Annotated in this window: 10 protein-coding genes; 5 read left to right on the forward strand and 5 right to left on the reverse strand. The window is 67.3% G+C overall.

Going from position 1 to position 13996, the window contains the following annotated elements:
* Positions 1-9 precede the first annotated feature (9 nt).
* Positions 10-4701: a DEAD/DEAH box helicase gene (locus tag U5A65_RS12150; RefSeq protein WP_321946381.1), complete on the reverse strand. Its 4692-nt coding sequence runs from the start codon at positions 4699-4701 to the stop codon at positions 10-12.
* Positions 4702-4877: 176 nt separating this feature from the next.
* Here U5A65_RS12150 and U5A65_RS12155 point away from each other — a divergent pair, with 176 nt between their 5' ends.
* On the forward strand, positions 4878-5927 hold the full coding sequence (locus U5A65_RS12155) for an aldo/keto reductase (RefSeq protein ID WP_321946382.1): 1050 nt from the start codon (positions 4878-4880) through the stop codon (positions 5925-5927).
* Positions 5928-6021: 94 nt separating this feature from the next.
* Here the strand turns inward: U5A65_RS12155 and U5A65_RS12160 are convergent, their stop codons facing one another.
* Complete coding sequence (locus U5A65_RS12160) at positions 6022-6369, reverse strand: BON domain-containing protein (RefSeq protein ID WP_321917870.1); 348 nt, start codon at positions 6367-6369, stop codon at positions 6022-6024.
* On the opposite strand from U5A65_RS12160, the gene U5A65_RS12165 reads away from it, so the two are divergent.
* The 3 genes from U5A65_RS12165 (at position 6368) to U5A65_RS12175 (ending at position 9071) form a co-directional block, all read left to right on the forward strand.
* The gene (locus U5A65_RS12165) at positions 6368-6565 is read left to right on the forward strand and encodes a hypothetical protein (protein WP_321946383.1); all 198 of its coding nucleotides are present in this window, start codon (positions 6368-6370) and stop codon (positions 6563-6565) included. The two genes, U5A65_RS12160 and U5A65_RS12165, sit on opposite strands and share 2 nt — an antisense overlap.
* 142 nt (positions 6566-6707) lie before the next feature.
* Positions 6708-8252, forward strand: a complete 1545-nt coding sequence (locus tag U5A65_RS12170; protein ID WP_321933324.1) for an RNA polymerase factor sigma-54 — start codon at positions 6708-6710, stop codon at positions 8250-8252.
* A 183-nt stretch (positions 8253-8435) separates the two neighbouring features.
* Positions 8436-9071, forward strand: a complete 636-nt coding sequence (locus U5A65_RS12175) for a TetR/AcrR family transcriptional regulator (RefSeq protein ID WP_321946384.1) — start codon at positions 8436-8438, stop codon at positions 9069-9071.
* Positions 9072-9102: 31 nt separating this feature from the next.
* Here U5A65_RS12175 and U5A65_RS12180 read toward each other — a convergent pair whose 3' ends face one another.
* Both U5A65_RS12180 and U5A65_RS12185 read right to left on the reverse strand, forming a co-directional pair.
* Positions 9103-10404, reverse strand: a complete 1302-nt coding sequence (locus tag U5A65_RS12180; RefSeq protein ID WP_321933321.1) for a cation:proton antiporter — start codon at positions 10402-10404, stop codon at positions 9103-9105.
* Positions 10405-10663: 259 nt separating this feature from the next.
* A complete protein-coding gene (locus tag U5A65_RS12185) occupies positions 10664-11491 on the reverse strand; it encodes a DUF72 domain-containing protein (RefSeq protein ID WP_321946385.1) in 828 nt (275 codons plus the stop codon).
* 185 nt (positions 11492-11676) lie between these two features.
* Here U5A65_RS12185 and U5A65_RS12190 point away from each other — a divergent pair, with 185 nt between their 5' ends.
* Positions 11677-12081, forward strand: a complete 405-nt coding sequence (locus U5A65_RS12190) for a transposase (protein WP_321946386.1) — start codon at positions 11677-11679, stop codon at positions 12079-12081.
* 49 nt (positions 12082-12130) lie between these two features.
* On the opposite strand, the gene U5A65_RS12195 is transcribed toward U5A65_RS12190, so the two are convergent.
* A complete protein-coding gene (locus tag U5A65_RS12195) occupies positions 12131-13798 on the reverse strand; it encodes an AAA family ATPase (protein WP_321946387.1) in 1668 nt (555 codons plus the stop codon).
* Positions 13799-13996: the final 198 nt, after the last annotated feature.

Here is a 13996-nt window from a genome sequence, read left to right on the forward strand (position 1 = left end):
CGGCGCGCCTCACCAAGGCCTGGCGAGGCGCGCGCGAAGTTCGGTGCGCGTGCTCTCGTCGAACTCGCCGAGAAAGCCAAAGCGGCCAGCAATCAGGGTCGCGGCCGGCACGCCGTCGCGGAACACGATGCGGTTGCCGGCGAGCGCCGGCACCTTCTCGCCGGGCAGCACCGTGCCGAGGAGATTGAGCGGATCGGCGGCGCTCACGCAGACGAGCGCGTCGCCTTCTTTTTGCGTCGGTCCGCGCCGCCGCACGTCGCGCAGCAGCGCCACGGCTTCAGGCAGCGCGAACTGTTCGCCCGAAATCCCGGTGACGAAGCGGCCGCCACGCACCTCGCCGCGCGCCTCCATGCGATGCAACACGCGCAGCAGGTCGCGCCAGGGCGGCAGCCACGCTGCCTCGCGTCCGAGCAGATGCCAGCTGACCACGCCATAGCGGCGCAGCAGCACATTGGCGACGTGCTCCAGTAGTTCCGGTGCGGCGGGTGAGCGGCGTGACGGGCTGGTGCCCGTTTGCCTTGCGCGCGCAAGCGCCTGCGATCGCGAACCGGCTACGACGCGCGCATCCAACGCAGTCGGTTCTGCCATGGCGAGCGCCTGCGTATCGTCCGTCTCCACCAGGGGCTCAGTCGATGCATCGGTCGCACTGCCCAACTGAACGCGCCGCAACGTCGCCCAGCGCCCCGCGTCGGCCATGCCGCCCGCGAGCGGCCCGAAGCCGCGCGGCCGACGTCTGCCGTGATGCGCGCTGCGCTGCGCCGCTGGTTTCACGAGCGCGCGCAGTCCCGCAAAGCTGTCCGCATTCACAAGACCAGCCGCCACCAGTTCGCCAAGCGCGTTTTCCAGTTCGACGCCGAGCAGATGCGCGTCGGCGGCGAGTTCGTCGAAGAACATCGCGCCGTGGCGAAGCAGCGCCTCGTACACACGCTGCGCGCGCGCCGACAGTCCCGCAGTGTCGGGCGCTTCGACGAGCGCCATCCAGCGCGTGAGTTCGCGACGTGCGAGCACCACGACCGGCGTGCTGCGCACGGTCGATGCGGACGCCGCGCGCGCGGGCAGCCTGGCCCAGGCGAGACGCCCCGAGCGGCATAGCTCGTCGAGCAGCATGGGCGTGTAATCGTCGATGCGCGCCGGCAGGATTTCGTCTTCCCACGCGAGCGCCGAGGCTTCCCAGCCTTCGAGCTGATCGAGCACGGCGGCCAGCGCGTCGCGGCCCGAGCCGCGCGTACCGGGCGCCACGCGTTGCCATTCGAACAGGAAGCGCATGAAATCGTGCCGCTCGACCGGCTCGATTTCGCGCCGGAGCTTGCGCACCGTGTAGCGATGGATGCGCGCAAGCAGATGGCGCTCGCACCATTCCTCGTGACCGCCGCTCATGGCTTGCTGCGTGAAGCGTCCGCGCATGACGGTGCCTTCGGCTTCGAGGCGCGTGAGCGCGAGCGCCGCTACGCTCGCCTCCAGCGCGAGCGGCCGCGCGACCTGCGCGACCGTAAGCGGCCCGAAGCCCGACAGGCGCGCGCGCACGATCTCGACGAGCGCAGCGTCTTCGGTCCACGTATCCGCGTATTCAGGCGGCGGCGTGAGCGGCGGCTCGCAATGCGCCTGGGGATAAATGGCTTGCACGCACGCGAGCCGCTCGATGCCCACCCACAACGCGTCGTGTTCCGCGACCGGCAGCCGCGTGGCGCGGCCCGCCGCCGCCAGGTCGGCGAGCCATGCGAGCCACTGCGGTGCCTGCTGCGCTTCGCTCTCAGTTAGCGTGCCGAGGCTCGTGAGGGCGTCGTGCATTTCGTCGGCGTCGCGCACTTGCGGCCAGGCTTCTTCGCGCACGCTCGCAATGGCTTCGGGGTCCAGCGCGCCAAGATCGTCGGTGGATTCGGGGTCGCTCCAGCGGCGCGAGAGCACCGCCTGCGTGCGGCGCTCCTCGATCGGGGCGTCGTCGAGGAATGCATACGGGCGCGCAGTGAGGATCTCGGCCGCGAGCGGCGAGGGCGCGGGCAACTCGCGCACCACGAGCTTCACCTCGCTCGCCTCGATGCGGCGCAGGAGGGCGAGCCATGCTTCGGTATCCATAGCATCGTGCAGGCAGTCGTCGAGCGTCTGGTCCACGAGCGGATGACGCGGCACTTCGCGCTCGCCCGCGATGTTCTCGACGCACGCCACCTGGTCGGGGAAGACGGCGGCGAGCAGGTCTTCGCTGCGCATGCGCTGGATCTGCGGCGGCGTCTTGCGGCCGCTGGTCTGGCGCGGCAGCGCGAGCGAGGTGGTCGCATTCCAGCGCCAGCGCACGCCGAAGAGCGGCGCGTCGAGCAGCGCCTGCACGAGCAGATGCTCCGCGGAATTCGAATGGAGGTAGCGCCACACCTCGTCCAGCGCGAAGCTGTGCGCGCCGGTGAGCGAAAGGATGATGGCGTCTTCGGTCGCGGCGGCCTGCAGTTCGAAGTTGAACTGGCGGCAAAAACGCTTGCGCAGTGCGAGGCCCCACGCGCGATTGAGGCGGCTGCCGAACGGCGTGTGGATCACGAGCTGGGTGCCGCCCGCCTCGTCGAAGAAGCGCTCCATGACGAGTGTGTCCTGCGTGGGAAGTACCGTGAGCGCCGCCCGGGCGCGCGCGAGATATTCGACGATCTGGCGCGCCGCGGCGTCGTCGATCTCGAGCGATGCGGCGAGCGCAGCCGTGGCGCGATCGACTATGGCGGACGACGCGGCATCGCCTGCCGCATGCTCGCTGGCGATTGCAGTCCCATTCACACCCGCACCCGCACCCGCACCCGCACCCGCACCCGCACCCGCACCCGCACTCGCATCGATCAGCGCCGCTTCCACCTGCTTGCGCAGCCGCGAGATCGCGAACGAAAGCTCGTCGCTGCGGCCCGGCGCCTCGCCCAGCCAGAACGGGATGTTGGGCGGCTGCCCTTGGGCATCTTCCACCCGTACGCGGCCCGCTTCGATGCGCAGAATGCGGTACGACGCGTTGCCGAGCTGGAACACGTCGCCCGCAAGGCTTTCGACGGCGAAGTCCTCGTTGACGGTGCCGATCTGCACGCCCTGTGGTTCCAGCAGCACCGAGTAGTCGGCGTTGTCGGGGATCGTGCCGCCCGACGTGAGCGCGACGAGCCGAGCGCCGCGCCGTGCGCGCAGCGTGTGGCTGACCACGTCGCGATGAAGATAAGCGGCGCGCGGCCCGTGACGGCTCGTGTAGCCCTCGGCGAGCATGCGCAGCACGGCGTCGAACTGTGCGCGCTCGAGCGCGGCCCACGGCGCGGCGCGGCGCACGAGCGCATAGAGCGCGTCTTCTTCCCAGGATTCGCCGGCCACTTCCGCGACGATTTGCTGCGCGAGCACGTCGAGCGGCGCGTGCGGCGGCACAAGGCGATCGAGTTCGCCGCGCCGCACGCTGTCGAGCAGCGCCGCGCATTCGATCAGGTCGTCGCGCGAAGTGGGGAAGAGCCGCCCCTTGGGCACGCCGCCGACCTGGTGTCCCGAGCGCCCCACGCGCTGCAGGAAGGCCGCGATCGAGCGCGGCGAGCCGATCTGGCACACGAGATCGACGTCGCCGATATCGATGCCCAGTTCCAGCGACGCCGTCGCCACGAGCACACGCAAGTCGCCGCTCTTTAACCGCTGCTCGGCGAGAAAACGATGCTCGCGCGCGAGGCTGCCATGGTGCGCGGCCACGGCTTCGGCACCCAGACGATCGGTGAGATGGCGCGCTACGCGCTCGGCCATGCGGCGCGTGTTGACGAACACGAGCGTGGTGCGGTGCAAGGCGACGAGTTCGGCCATGCGGTCGTACACGCGCTCCCACACGTCGTTCGCCATGACGGCTTCGAGCGGCACGGGCGGCACTTCGATCGCGAGGTCGCGCTTGCGCGTATGGCCCACGTCAACGATATCGCAGGCGGGCGGGCTTGCGTCCGCGTCTTGCGCCGCCTCGCCCATGCCCACCAGAAAGCGCGCAACGGTTTCGATCGGCTTTTGCGTGGCGGAAAGGCCGATGCGCAGCAGGCGCGTGCCGCACAACGCGTCGAGCCGTTCGAGACTCAGCGCGAGATGGCAGCCGCGCTTGTTGCCCGCGAGCGCGTGAATTTCGTCGACGATCACGCTGCGCGCGCTCGCCAGCATGCGGCGGCCTGACTCGGAGCCGAGCAGCACGTAAAGCGACTCAGGCGTCGTCACGAGAATATGCGGCGCGCGCTTTCTGAGCGCCGCGCGCTCGGGCTGCGGCGTGTCGCCGGTGCGCACGGCGGTGCGGATGTCGACCGGCGGCAAGCCGAGGCGCGCGAGTTCCGTAGCGATACCTTCGAGCGGCCTCTCGAGATTGAGCCGGATGTCGTTGGAAAGCGCCTTGAGCGGCGAAACGTAGACGACGAGCGTCGCGTCGGGCAACGCGCCGCCGTTCGCGAGACCTTCGCGCACGAGCTCGTCGAGCGCGGCGAGAAAGGCGGTGAGCGTCTTGCCCGAGCCCGTTGGGGCGGCCACCAGCGTCGCGCGCCGGCTCGCGATGAGCGGCCAGGCGGCGCGTTGCGCGGCGGTGGGCGCGTCGAAGCTGCGCCGGAACCAGTCGGCCACGGCCGGATGAAAGCGCGCGAGCACGTCGCTTTCTGCGCCGTCGTGACTGGCGGCGGCTCCAGGCGCGTGCGAATCGGATACGGGCGAAGACGTTGTCATGCGGATGTCAGGCGGCGGAGAAGTCAGCATTGCACGTCCGTCAGTCTCGCAGCTTTCGTGCGCGCCTGCCTGGCGGGAGAGAAGCGGGAGAGGCGGGAGAGGCGGGAGAGAGGTGGTCGGGTCCGGGCCGGCGTTCGGCAAGCGTCACGCGAACGCAGTATCCTCGCCGCGTTGGCTTTTCCCTCGAACCACGACGGAGTCACACCATGCGTTACAACCCCCTGGGCCGCACGGGCCTGTTCGTTTCGGAACTCTGCCTCGGCACGATGACCTTCGGCGGCGGCGCCGGCATCTGGAACCAGATCGGCGATCTCCAGCAATCCGACGCCGAACGTCTCGTTGGCCGCGCGCTGGATGCGGGCATCAATTTCATCGATACCGCCGACGTCTACTCGCAGGGCGTGTCCGAGCAGACCACCGGTCAGGCGCTCAAGAACCTCAAGGTCCCGCGCGAGCAGGTCGTGATCGCGACGAAAGTATTCGGCGAAATGGGCTCGTCGCCGAACGAGCGCGGCGCCACGCGCTATCACATCATGGATGGCGTGAAGGCGAGCCTGAAGCGCCTGCAGCTCGATCACATCGACCTCTACCAGATTCACGCGTTCGATCCCGTGACGCCCATCGAGGAGACGGTGCGCGCGCTCGATACGCTCGTGCAGCAGGGGTACGTGCGCTACGCCGGCGTGTCGAACTGGGCGGCCTGGCAGATCGTGAAGGCGCTCGGCATTGCGCAGCGCGAAGGGCTCGCGCGCTTCGAGTCGCTGCAGGCCTACTACACGATCGCGGGACGGGATCTCGAGCGCGAACTCGTGCCGATGCTGGAAAGCGAGGGCCTCGGGCTGATGGTCTGGAGTCCGCTCGCGGGCGGACTCTTGAGCGGCAAGTACGGTCGCGACCAGCAAGGCGAGGCGGGCAGCCGGCGCACGACCTTCGATTTTCCGCCCGTGAACCGCGAGCGCGCATGGGACTGCGTGGACGCGATGCGGCCGATCGCGCAAGCCAAAGGCGTGTCGGTCGCGCAAATCGCGCTCGCGTGGCTGCTGCATCAGAAGGTGGTGACATCGGTGATCATCGGCGCGAAACGTGTCGATCAACTCGACGACAACATCGCCGCGACGAAAGTGAAGCTCAGTGTCGAAGAGCTAGGTGTGCTGGGTGAGGCGAGCGGATTGCCCGCCGAGTATCCGGGCTGGATGCTCGCGCGCCAGGGCGAGCAACGGCGCGCGCAGCTCAGCCAATCGCGCGAGCAGGAGTGAGGCAGGCATGAGGAGCGCCGGCGGTGGCGGCCGCCGGCGCGATCCGGTCTGGAATTGGCTCGTTGTTGCGGTCTGGCGGGGTGTGTTAGACCTCTTAGCTCGCCACCGAGACCTTCAGATGGTTCTTCACTGAGGTCACACCCGAGACGCCTTCCACGACCTGTTTGGCGTTGTCGCGGTCTTCGGCGCTCGGCACCGTGCCGGTGAGCGAGACCACGCCTTTACGCGTCTTCACGTGGATGTGCTCGGACTTCACGTTCTTCGCGCCGAGCAGTTCGGCCTTGACCTTGGTCGTGATGGTTGCGTCGTCAACGTGCTGGCCCACGGATTCCGAACTGCCCGAAGGCGCGGCGCTGTTCGTCGTGGTCTGCGCACCGGCCAGCAGTGCGAACGTCATGCAGGCGGCGCCAGCCGCGGTCTTGAGGATCAGGATGCGCTTCATGGCTACTCCCTTTCTGGTTGTGGTCATGGCCTGCCTTCGCAAGGTGCGTGCCTCGCCGCGTTCGTGCTCGCGCTGCATGTTATTGGAAAGCCCCCCGGAAGCGACCGGAGCCGGCTTCGATGCGGGATCACGGTTCGTCCATGCGGCCACGATTTTCCCAACCGGCATGCGCCGCAATTTTTCCGCACCTTTGTAAAAATCTCCACTGTGGGGTCGGAAAAGAGGCTCGCTTAGCCGCTGTTGCAAGCGTCGATCCCGTTTCAAAACAGGGTGTTGTAAAAACTGGCATGGCTGTTGCATGAGAGGGCTGTCACTCAATTCAACAAAACGGGATTGCCATGCCTTCCATCGCGTTACACGCGCGCCAGCATCTGGCGCTCACGCCGCGTCTTCAGCAGGCGGTGAGGCTGCTGCAACTGTCGTCGCTCGAGTTCCAGCAGGAGCTGCGCGAAGCGCTCGACACCAATCCGTTCCTCGAATACGTTCCGCCCGCCTCGGACACCGGCGAGGCCGCCGAAGCGGCCAATGGCGCGGCGGGCATCGGCTCCGCGGCGGCGCCCGCGGCCGAAGCCCCCGCCATGGCGACAGAAGGCGCGGGTGAATCGAGCTTCGAAGGCGGCCTCGACGCCGGCATGGGTCAGGACGCTTCCCCATACGGCGAGACGTCATACGCCGAGAGCAGCTACAGCGACGAAGGCTCGGGCTACACCGCCGAGATGCCGACACCGGGCGCCTTGCGCACGTCGAGCTATCGCGGCGGCGAGGACAGCGATTCCGAAGCCTCCGACTGGGTGCGTGTGCCGGTTACGCTGCGCGAGCAGCTGCATGAGGCCTTGCGCCTCGCGCCGCTCGAGGACCTCGACCGTATCGCGGTGCAGGTCGTGATCGAGGCGCTCGACGACGACGGCTATCTACGCCAGGATCTCGCCGATCTTGCCGATGAAGAGGGCGGCGTTGACACGCTCGACGAAGACCGCTTGCGGGTGGCGCTGCGCGTGGTGCAGACGCTCGATCGTCCCGGCATCGGCGCGCGTTCGCTCTCCGAATGCCTTGCGCTGCAGCTCGATGCGATGCCTTCCGACACGCCGCATCGCGAACTGGCGCTGCAGATCGTCACGCAGCATCTCGAGCGCCTCGCGCGCCGCGAACACGGCGAGCTGCAGCGCCAGCTCGGCTGCGACGCCGCTTCGCTGCAGGCCGCGAGCGCACTCGTGCGCCGCCTCGATCCGAAGCCGGGCAACCACTATGGTCGCGCAGACGGCGGCTATGTCGTTCCCGACGTGATCGTGCGCCAGGTGCGTGGCAAGTGGGTGGTGAGCGTGAACCCGGCCATCGAGCCGCGCGCGCGCATCCACAAGCTCTATGCGGAGATGTTCGCGCGCTCGGACCAGACGAGCCGCTCGCCACTCGCGCAACAGCTGCAGGAAGCGCGCTGGCTGATCCGCAACGCGCATAAGCGCTGCGAGACGATCCTGCGTGTGGGCGAGTGCATCGTCGCGCGCCAAAAGGCGTTTTTCCAGTATGGCGAGATTGCGCTGCGGCCCATGCTGCTGCGCGACGTCGCCGACGAACTGGGCCTGCACGAATCGACCGTCTCACGCGCCACGGGCAACAAGTACATGGCCACGCCGCGCGGCATCTTCGAGTTCAAGCGCTTTTTCCCGCGGGAACTCGAAACACGCACGGGCGGCACCTGCTCGGCGGCCGCGGTGCGCGCGCTCATCAAGGAAATGATCGACGCCGAAGATCCGCGCGACCCGCTTTCCGACGTAATCCTCACGCAGGAACTCGAAAAGCAGGGTGTGCAGGTGGCGCGCCGCACGGTCACGAAGTATCGGCAGATGATGAAGCTGCCGGCGGCGGAAATGCGCCGGCAGATTTGAGGCGCGCGGTTTCATCTGCGTGCGAAAAGACGGGGGGAGGTCAGCGGCGCGTGACCGGCGTGACGATATGCATGACGACGCGTATCGTCACGCGCGCCGCTTCAACGCATCTCGGGCGGGCATGCCCGGTCATCGGTAGAATACGAGCCATTGCTCATATTCGACGTCCTTTCCCTTCCCGCCATGACTCAAACGCCACGCGGCAAAAGCCGCGCCGCGGCACTAGAGGCGCGCAAGCGGCCCGTGCAGCGCCGTTCCGCCGCCACTGTCGACGCGATACTCGAAGCCGCCGCGCGCATTCTCGAAAGCGCCGGCCTGGCCGGCTACACCACGAACGCCATCGCGGCGCGCGCGGGTGTGAGTGTCGGCTCGCTCTATCAATATTTTCCGAACCGCGACGCGCTGACCGCCGCCTTGATCGACCGTGAGAGCGCGCCGCTCCTTGCCGAGGTCGAGGCCGCCGCTGCGGCGTCGAGCTGCGAGGCGGCGATGCTCAGGCTGATTCGTGCGGCGGTCGCGCATCAGATGCGACGCCCGGAACTGGCGCGTCTGCTCGATTTCGAGGAGCGGCGACTGCCGCTTGGCGAGCGCGACGCACGCGTGAGCGAGCGCATTCACGCGGTGCTCGTCGGCGCGTTCGAACTCGCCGATGCGCCACGAATCGACGACCGGCAGACCACCGCGCACGACGTGATCGCCATCGTGCGCGGCATGGTCGACGCAGCGGGCGAGCGCGGCGAAACCAACGCTCAGGCGCTGGAGGCGCGCGTCACGCGTGCAGCGATCGGTTATTTGTGGCGCACCGAGCGCGGCGAGTAGCGTAAGCGGCCCCGTTTGCCTGCGTTGGCGCTCAGGGTGCGGCGCGTTCGCTCGAAGTGCGTGGTGCGATGCCGAGCCATCGCGCGACACGCCCTAACGTGAGGCCGTTGCACAGCAGATTCAGCAGCACGAAGGCCGCTGCCATGGCGGCAGCGAATGCGCGGGTACCGGGCGAAAGCGCATCGTTGCGCGCGACGCAAACGGCGAGCGTAAGCGTGACGGGGCCGCGCACGCCGCCCCATGCGATCAGCCATTGGTGCGCGCGCGGCAGCGGCTCACAGATGCCAAGGCGGCTCAGCAGCGGTACGAAGATCGTAAGGATGCCGAATCGGCTCAGAATGGCGGCCACCAGCGCGAGCGCGAGCGGAAGGGTGTCGCGCATATTCAGCTTGTCCAGCAAACCGGGCACGCGCGCCGACGCGAGCAGAAAAACAGCGGCAGAGGCGATGCCAGCCTGGTACGCCCATAGCTGGCGAAACAGGGTTTGGCTCGCGGCGGGGCGGCGTGTTTGCATGAGCCGGTTGGCCGCGAGACCCGCGCACACGACAGCGGCCACGCCGGAAACGTGAAGCCAGCGTTCCGCGGCGGGATAGAGCAGCGTGGGCAGCGCGAGCGAGAGCGCGTACTCGGAAAAGGGCAGACTGCGCAACGCGCTCGAGACGGTGACGAAAAGCGCGCCCGCAAGCGCGCCGAACGCGCAGCCGCCGACAAGGGAAACGACGAAGGATGCGAGCGGATGGCCGTGCGTGTGCGCGGCGGACGGCGCGAGCGCCAGCGCGCTGGTGAGGAGTGTGGAGATGGCGATGGCGGCGGCGTCGTTGAGCAGGCTTTCGCCCTCGATCAGCCGGATCAGGCGTTCGGGCGCGCCGCTGTTGCGAAAGAGCCCGATGACGGTGGAAGGATCCGTCGTGCTGACGATTGCGCCGAGCAGCAGGCACACGATCAGGCTCTCGCCGCTGCTGATCCACGTGGCGACACCAACGCCTGCCGCGGCGGCCGCCACTGCGCCAATCGCGAGCAAGAGGATAGGCGCGAGATCGGCGAGAAGACCGCGCGTATCGACCTGCAACGCCGCTTCGAAGAGGATGGGCGGCAGGAATATCCAGAGATAGGCCTCGGGAGGAAGCGACGGCGTGAGGAAAGGTATGACGCTCGAAGCCGTGAAGCCAGGGGCGAAGTGAAGCAGGGCGAGGTATCCGGTGCCGAGCAGCACGCCGGCGCTGGTCAGGCCGAACGAATCGGAGAGGCGAAAGCGCTGTGCGGCGGCATGGCAGAGCGCGATGATGAGCAGCAGGACGCCGGTGCGGATGGTGAATTCGATTGCGGTTTGCAAAGGCGGGAAACTCCGAGGTGCGGCGGGGCGGCGGGAGGGCCCGCACCGCATCGATGCAGTATCTCGCTGCGATGCAGCATTGCAGGTTGACGTATATCAATTTGTCGCTGACAGAGTCATTACGACACCATTACGGGTTTTTACGAGCCGGATCAGAGGCAATGCCGATCCCCGCCGGCCCCCAAAAGGCGCTCGCAAACGGTGACGGCGATTTTTTGGGGCGCAATAGTCGAAGCCGTGCTCGATGCGCCGTGCGCGGCTAGTTCGCGGCGAGGCGCTCGATCAGCCCCATGGCCGCCGCCGGGTTGCGTTCCTTGAAGCCGCTGATGACGTAGAGATACACGTCCCGGCCGGCCTTCGCGGCGAGCGGCTTTGCGTAGGTGGCAAGATCGCCCGGGGATTCGCCGCGCGACCAGGCGAGCGCGCGGCTGGCCCACAGGTCGAGGTCAGCCGGGGCGTAGCCCTGCGGGTGATCCTGTGCGGTCCCCATGATGCGGGCATAAACGAACGGCGCACTCGTGTCGCCGATCAGCGGGTAACTGGAGTCACCGGAGACGACGATCGCCGCCTTGTGCTTGCGCGCGAGCGCGACGAATTCCGGCGTGCAAAAGCTCTCGTCGCGCACTTCGAGCGCATGGCGCAGAGGACGGCCCTCGGCCTCGCCTGGCAGCAGTTCCAGGAATCGTGCGTAGTCCTCTGGATCGAAGCGTTTGCCTGGCGTGAGTTGCCAGTTGATCGGCCCGAGCTTGTCGCGCAGGTTCAATACGCCGCCGCTCAGGAAGCGCTCGATCGTGGCCCCGGCCTCGGCCAGCACACGGCGATTCATCGCAAAGCGCGGGGCCTTCAGCGAGAACACGAAGTCTTCGGGCGTTTCGTCGTGCCAGCGCGTGAAGCTTTCCGGGCGCTGCGCGCCGTAGTAGGTACTGTTGATTTCCAGCGTAGAGAGATGGCGGCTCGCATATTCCAGCTCGCGGCGTTGCGCCAGGCCGCTGGGGTAGAACGCGCCCCGCCAGGGCGCATAGATCCAGCCGCCCACACCAACGCGTATCCGGCCGTGCCGGGCTTTTGAACTGGATGAGGGCGCCATCGGAAATCCGCCGTCGAAGCCTCGAAACGAGCAGTGTAGCGCGGCACTGGCCACGGCCGCCGGTTAGCGTGCCGGATCGCGACTTGCGAATTCATCTCGATTTTTAAGCATAGTCCGATATTTTCTTGCGGGCTGTGAGGCTACTTTAGTCGTGTTGTGTCAGATAACCTCACAGGGACCATCAGATGTCTTCCCGCATATCTCCGGAACTCACCGATGCGCAATGGCGCAGCATCGAGCCTATGTTTCACGAAATCCGCGTTGACGGTCGTCGCCGCGGGCGCCCAGCACATAATCCTCGTCTCGTTTTTTCCGGCATCCTCTGGGTCCTGGCCACCGGCTCGGTCTGGTCGAAGTTGCCCGAGCAGTATCCCGATTTCCGCACCTGCCATCGCCGCTTCAAGCTGTGGTTCGACGCCGGACTCGTGCATCACGCCATGGAGCGCCTGCACGGCCAGGAAGGCCTTGCCCTGTGCACGGCAATGGCCGCGCGCATGCAGCCGTGGCGCGCACCGGTTGGCCGCAAGCCGCGCTATCCGGTGGCGTCCACGCTGCGCTGGCCGCTCGTGCGGCCTTTCGTCGAGCGATAAGCAAGCAGGGCGCAGGGCTGTGGCGGCGGATAATGAGTCCGCCGCAGAATCAAATCTCCCCATCCTCCGCATGCAAACGCGCGAACAGCGGTGCCCACCACGGCTCGTGCGAGAAGGCCTCGATTTCCATGTCGGTGTTGAGATCAACGGTGCGCTGCCGCTCGCGCGCATCGAGTGGGTCCGCTTGCGCGAACTGTTTGGCAAGCACTTCGGCGCCCGCGTCGGACGCGTCGCGCGGCCCGCGCGCGCGGGCGTTGACGCGCTCGGCGAGCCGCACTTGCGGCGCGTGAAAGTTCAGGATCAGCATTGGCCGGTTCAACTCACGCGCGAGCGCCGCGAAGCGCGCGCGATGTGCAGCCTTGAGAAACGTCGCATCGACGATCGCGGTGTAGCCCGCGTTCAGCACGTCGCGCACATGAGCGACCAGGCGTTCGTAGTGCGCGTCGAGTGCAGCTTGTGTGTACGCGCTTGCCGGCAGCGCGCCGAGCGAGGGCGGCGCGAAGGGTTCGAGGCGCTTGCGTTCGAGATCGCTCGACACACGGATCGCCCCGCTCAGTTCGGCGAGCGCACGGCTCGCCACTGACTTACCCGACCCCGAAAAGCCGTGGCACAGCATCAGCCAGGGCGCGGCTTCGTGCATGATGCGCGCTTCGCTTGCCGCGAGCGTGAGGTAGCGCGCGACGTCGCCGCCGAGCGCTGGCGCATGGTGTGGCGCAGGCGATCCTGCCTTGAGCTTCGCCACGAGTGCGCGCACCAGCGCGCGATAGACGACATAAAGCCGCAGCGCAGCGAGCCCCGCGAAATCGCCCGTGGCTTCCAGGTAGCGATTGAGCATGCGGTGCGCGTACACCGCCTGGCCGTGCGCGCGCAGATCCATCAGCATGAACGCGAGGTCGCAGGTCACGTCGATCCAGCGCAGCGCGTCGCTGAATTCGATGCAATCGAACATCAACGCGTGCCGCCCGTGCCGCACGATATTGTCGAGATGCAGATCGCCGTGGCAGGCGCGCACGAATCCGTTCGCGCGCCGTGCATCGACGTGCCGCGCCAGACGCGTGATTTCGCTTTCGCAGATCGCGCGCAAGCCAGCGTGCTCTACAGCGTGCGCCGTGCGCGGATCCGCTTCGAGGGGCGCGAGCGCCGCGAGCACCTGTTCGCGCAGCAGCGCCGCCGAGCCGAAGCGCGCCGCGCTCGCCAGCGGCCCGTGGCCGGCCCGGCGTGCATGGCGATGGACCGTGGCGAGCCTGGTTGCGGCTGCATCGATATCGGTGGTGCTCAGGTCGCCGTTCGAGAGCAGGTTCGAAAACAGCAGGCGCTGGTCGAAGCGGCGCATACGAACCGCGTACTCGACCACTTTTACGTTGCCGCGCATGCCGCGCTTGAGCTTGCAACGCCGACCGTCAAAAAATAGCGCAACGGTTTCGCGATAAATCGGTCCCGCGAACGGCGCATTCAGACGAATCTCAGCTTCGCAGCAGCGGAATCGGGCATCGAGCCGCACAAAATTGACGAACCCGAAATCGACGGGCTTCATGATCTTGTACGCGTACCGCCCAGCGAGATACACCACGGAAATATGCGTTTCGATGCGTACGATCCGCCCAGCCGGGTGCGCGTAGGTCGAGGCGCGCGAGAGCGCGGCGTTCACGAGGCGGCTGTGGCGCCGTGCCGCGCGCAGACGGTTGGCGGCGTGGCGTGAGATCGGCGTGTCGGACATCGGCGTGGCGATTGTGGGAATGAAGGTCTACGGGGCGCAAATCGTCGCAACCAGCATACACGCGAGCAAACGCGGGACGCCCGCTGCACGGCATCTTACTGCCTTGATCGAAACGGCCTGCATGGGCATCGGCATATTGCACCTTTTGTGCAATCCGGCGAGGCTGCGCGATACTGTCGAGTTCAACCTAACGGGATT

The organism is Paraburkholderia sp. J10-1 (assembly GCF_905220165.1).
GTDB lineage: Bacteria > Pseudomonadota > Gammaproteobacteria > Burkholderiales > Burkholderiaceae > Paraburkholderia.

What these genes read in the sequence shown, in the direction of transcription:
- U5A65_RS12155 (WP_321946382.1), top strand. Translation starts at nt 4,878, where the DNA reads ATGCGTTACAACCCCCTGGGCCGCACGGGCCTGTTCGTTTCGGAACTC.
- U5A65_RS12190 (WP_321946386.1), top strand. Translation starts at nt 11,677, where the DNA reads ATGTCTTCCCGCATATCTCCGGAACTCACCGATGCGCAATGGCGCAGC.
- U5A65_RS12165 (WP_321946383.1), top strand. Translation starts at nt 6,368, where the DNA reads ATGGCTACTCCCTTTCTGGTTGTGGTCATGGCCTGCCTTCGCAAGGTG.
- U5A65_RS12175 (WP_321946384.1), top strand. Translation starts at nt 8,436, where the DNA reads ATGACTCAAACGCCACGCGGCAAAAGCCGCGCCGCGGCACTAGAGGCG.
- U5A65_RS12170 (WP_321933324.1), top strand. Translation starts at nt 6,708, where the DNA reads ATGCCTTCCATCGCGTTACACGCGCGCCAGCATCTGGCGCTCACGCCG.
- U5A65_RS12160 (WP_321917870.1), bottom strand. Translation starts at nt 6,369, where the DNA reads ATGAAGCGCATCCTGATCCTCAAGACCGCGGCTGGCGCCGCCTGCATG.
- U5A65_RS12150 (WP_321946381.1), bottom strand. Translation starts at nt 4,701, where the DNA reads ATGCTGACTTCTCCGCCGCCTGACATCCGCATGACAACGTCTTCGCCC.
- U5A65_RS12185 (WP_321946385.1), bottom strand. Translation starts at nt 11,491, where the DNA reads ATGGCGCCCTCATCCAGTTCAAAAGCCCGGCACGGCCGGATACGCGTT.
- U5A65_RS12195 (WP_321946387.1), bottom strand. Translation starts at nt 13,798, where the DNA reads ATGTCCGACACGCCGATCTCACGCCACGCCGCCAACCGTCTGCGCGCG.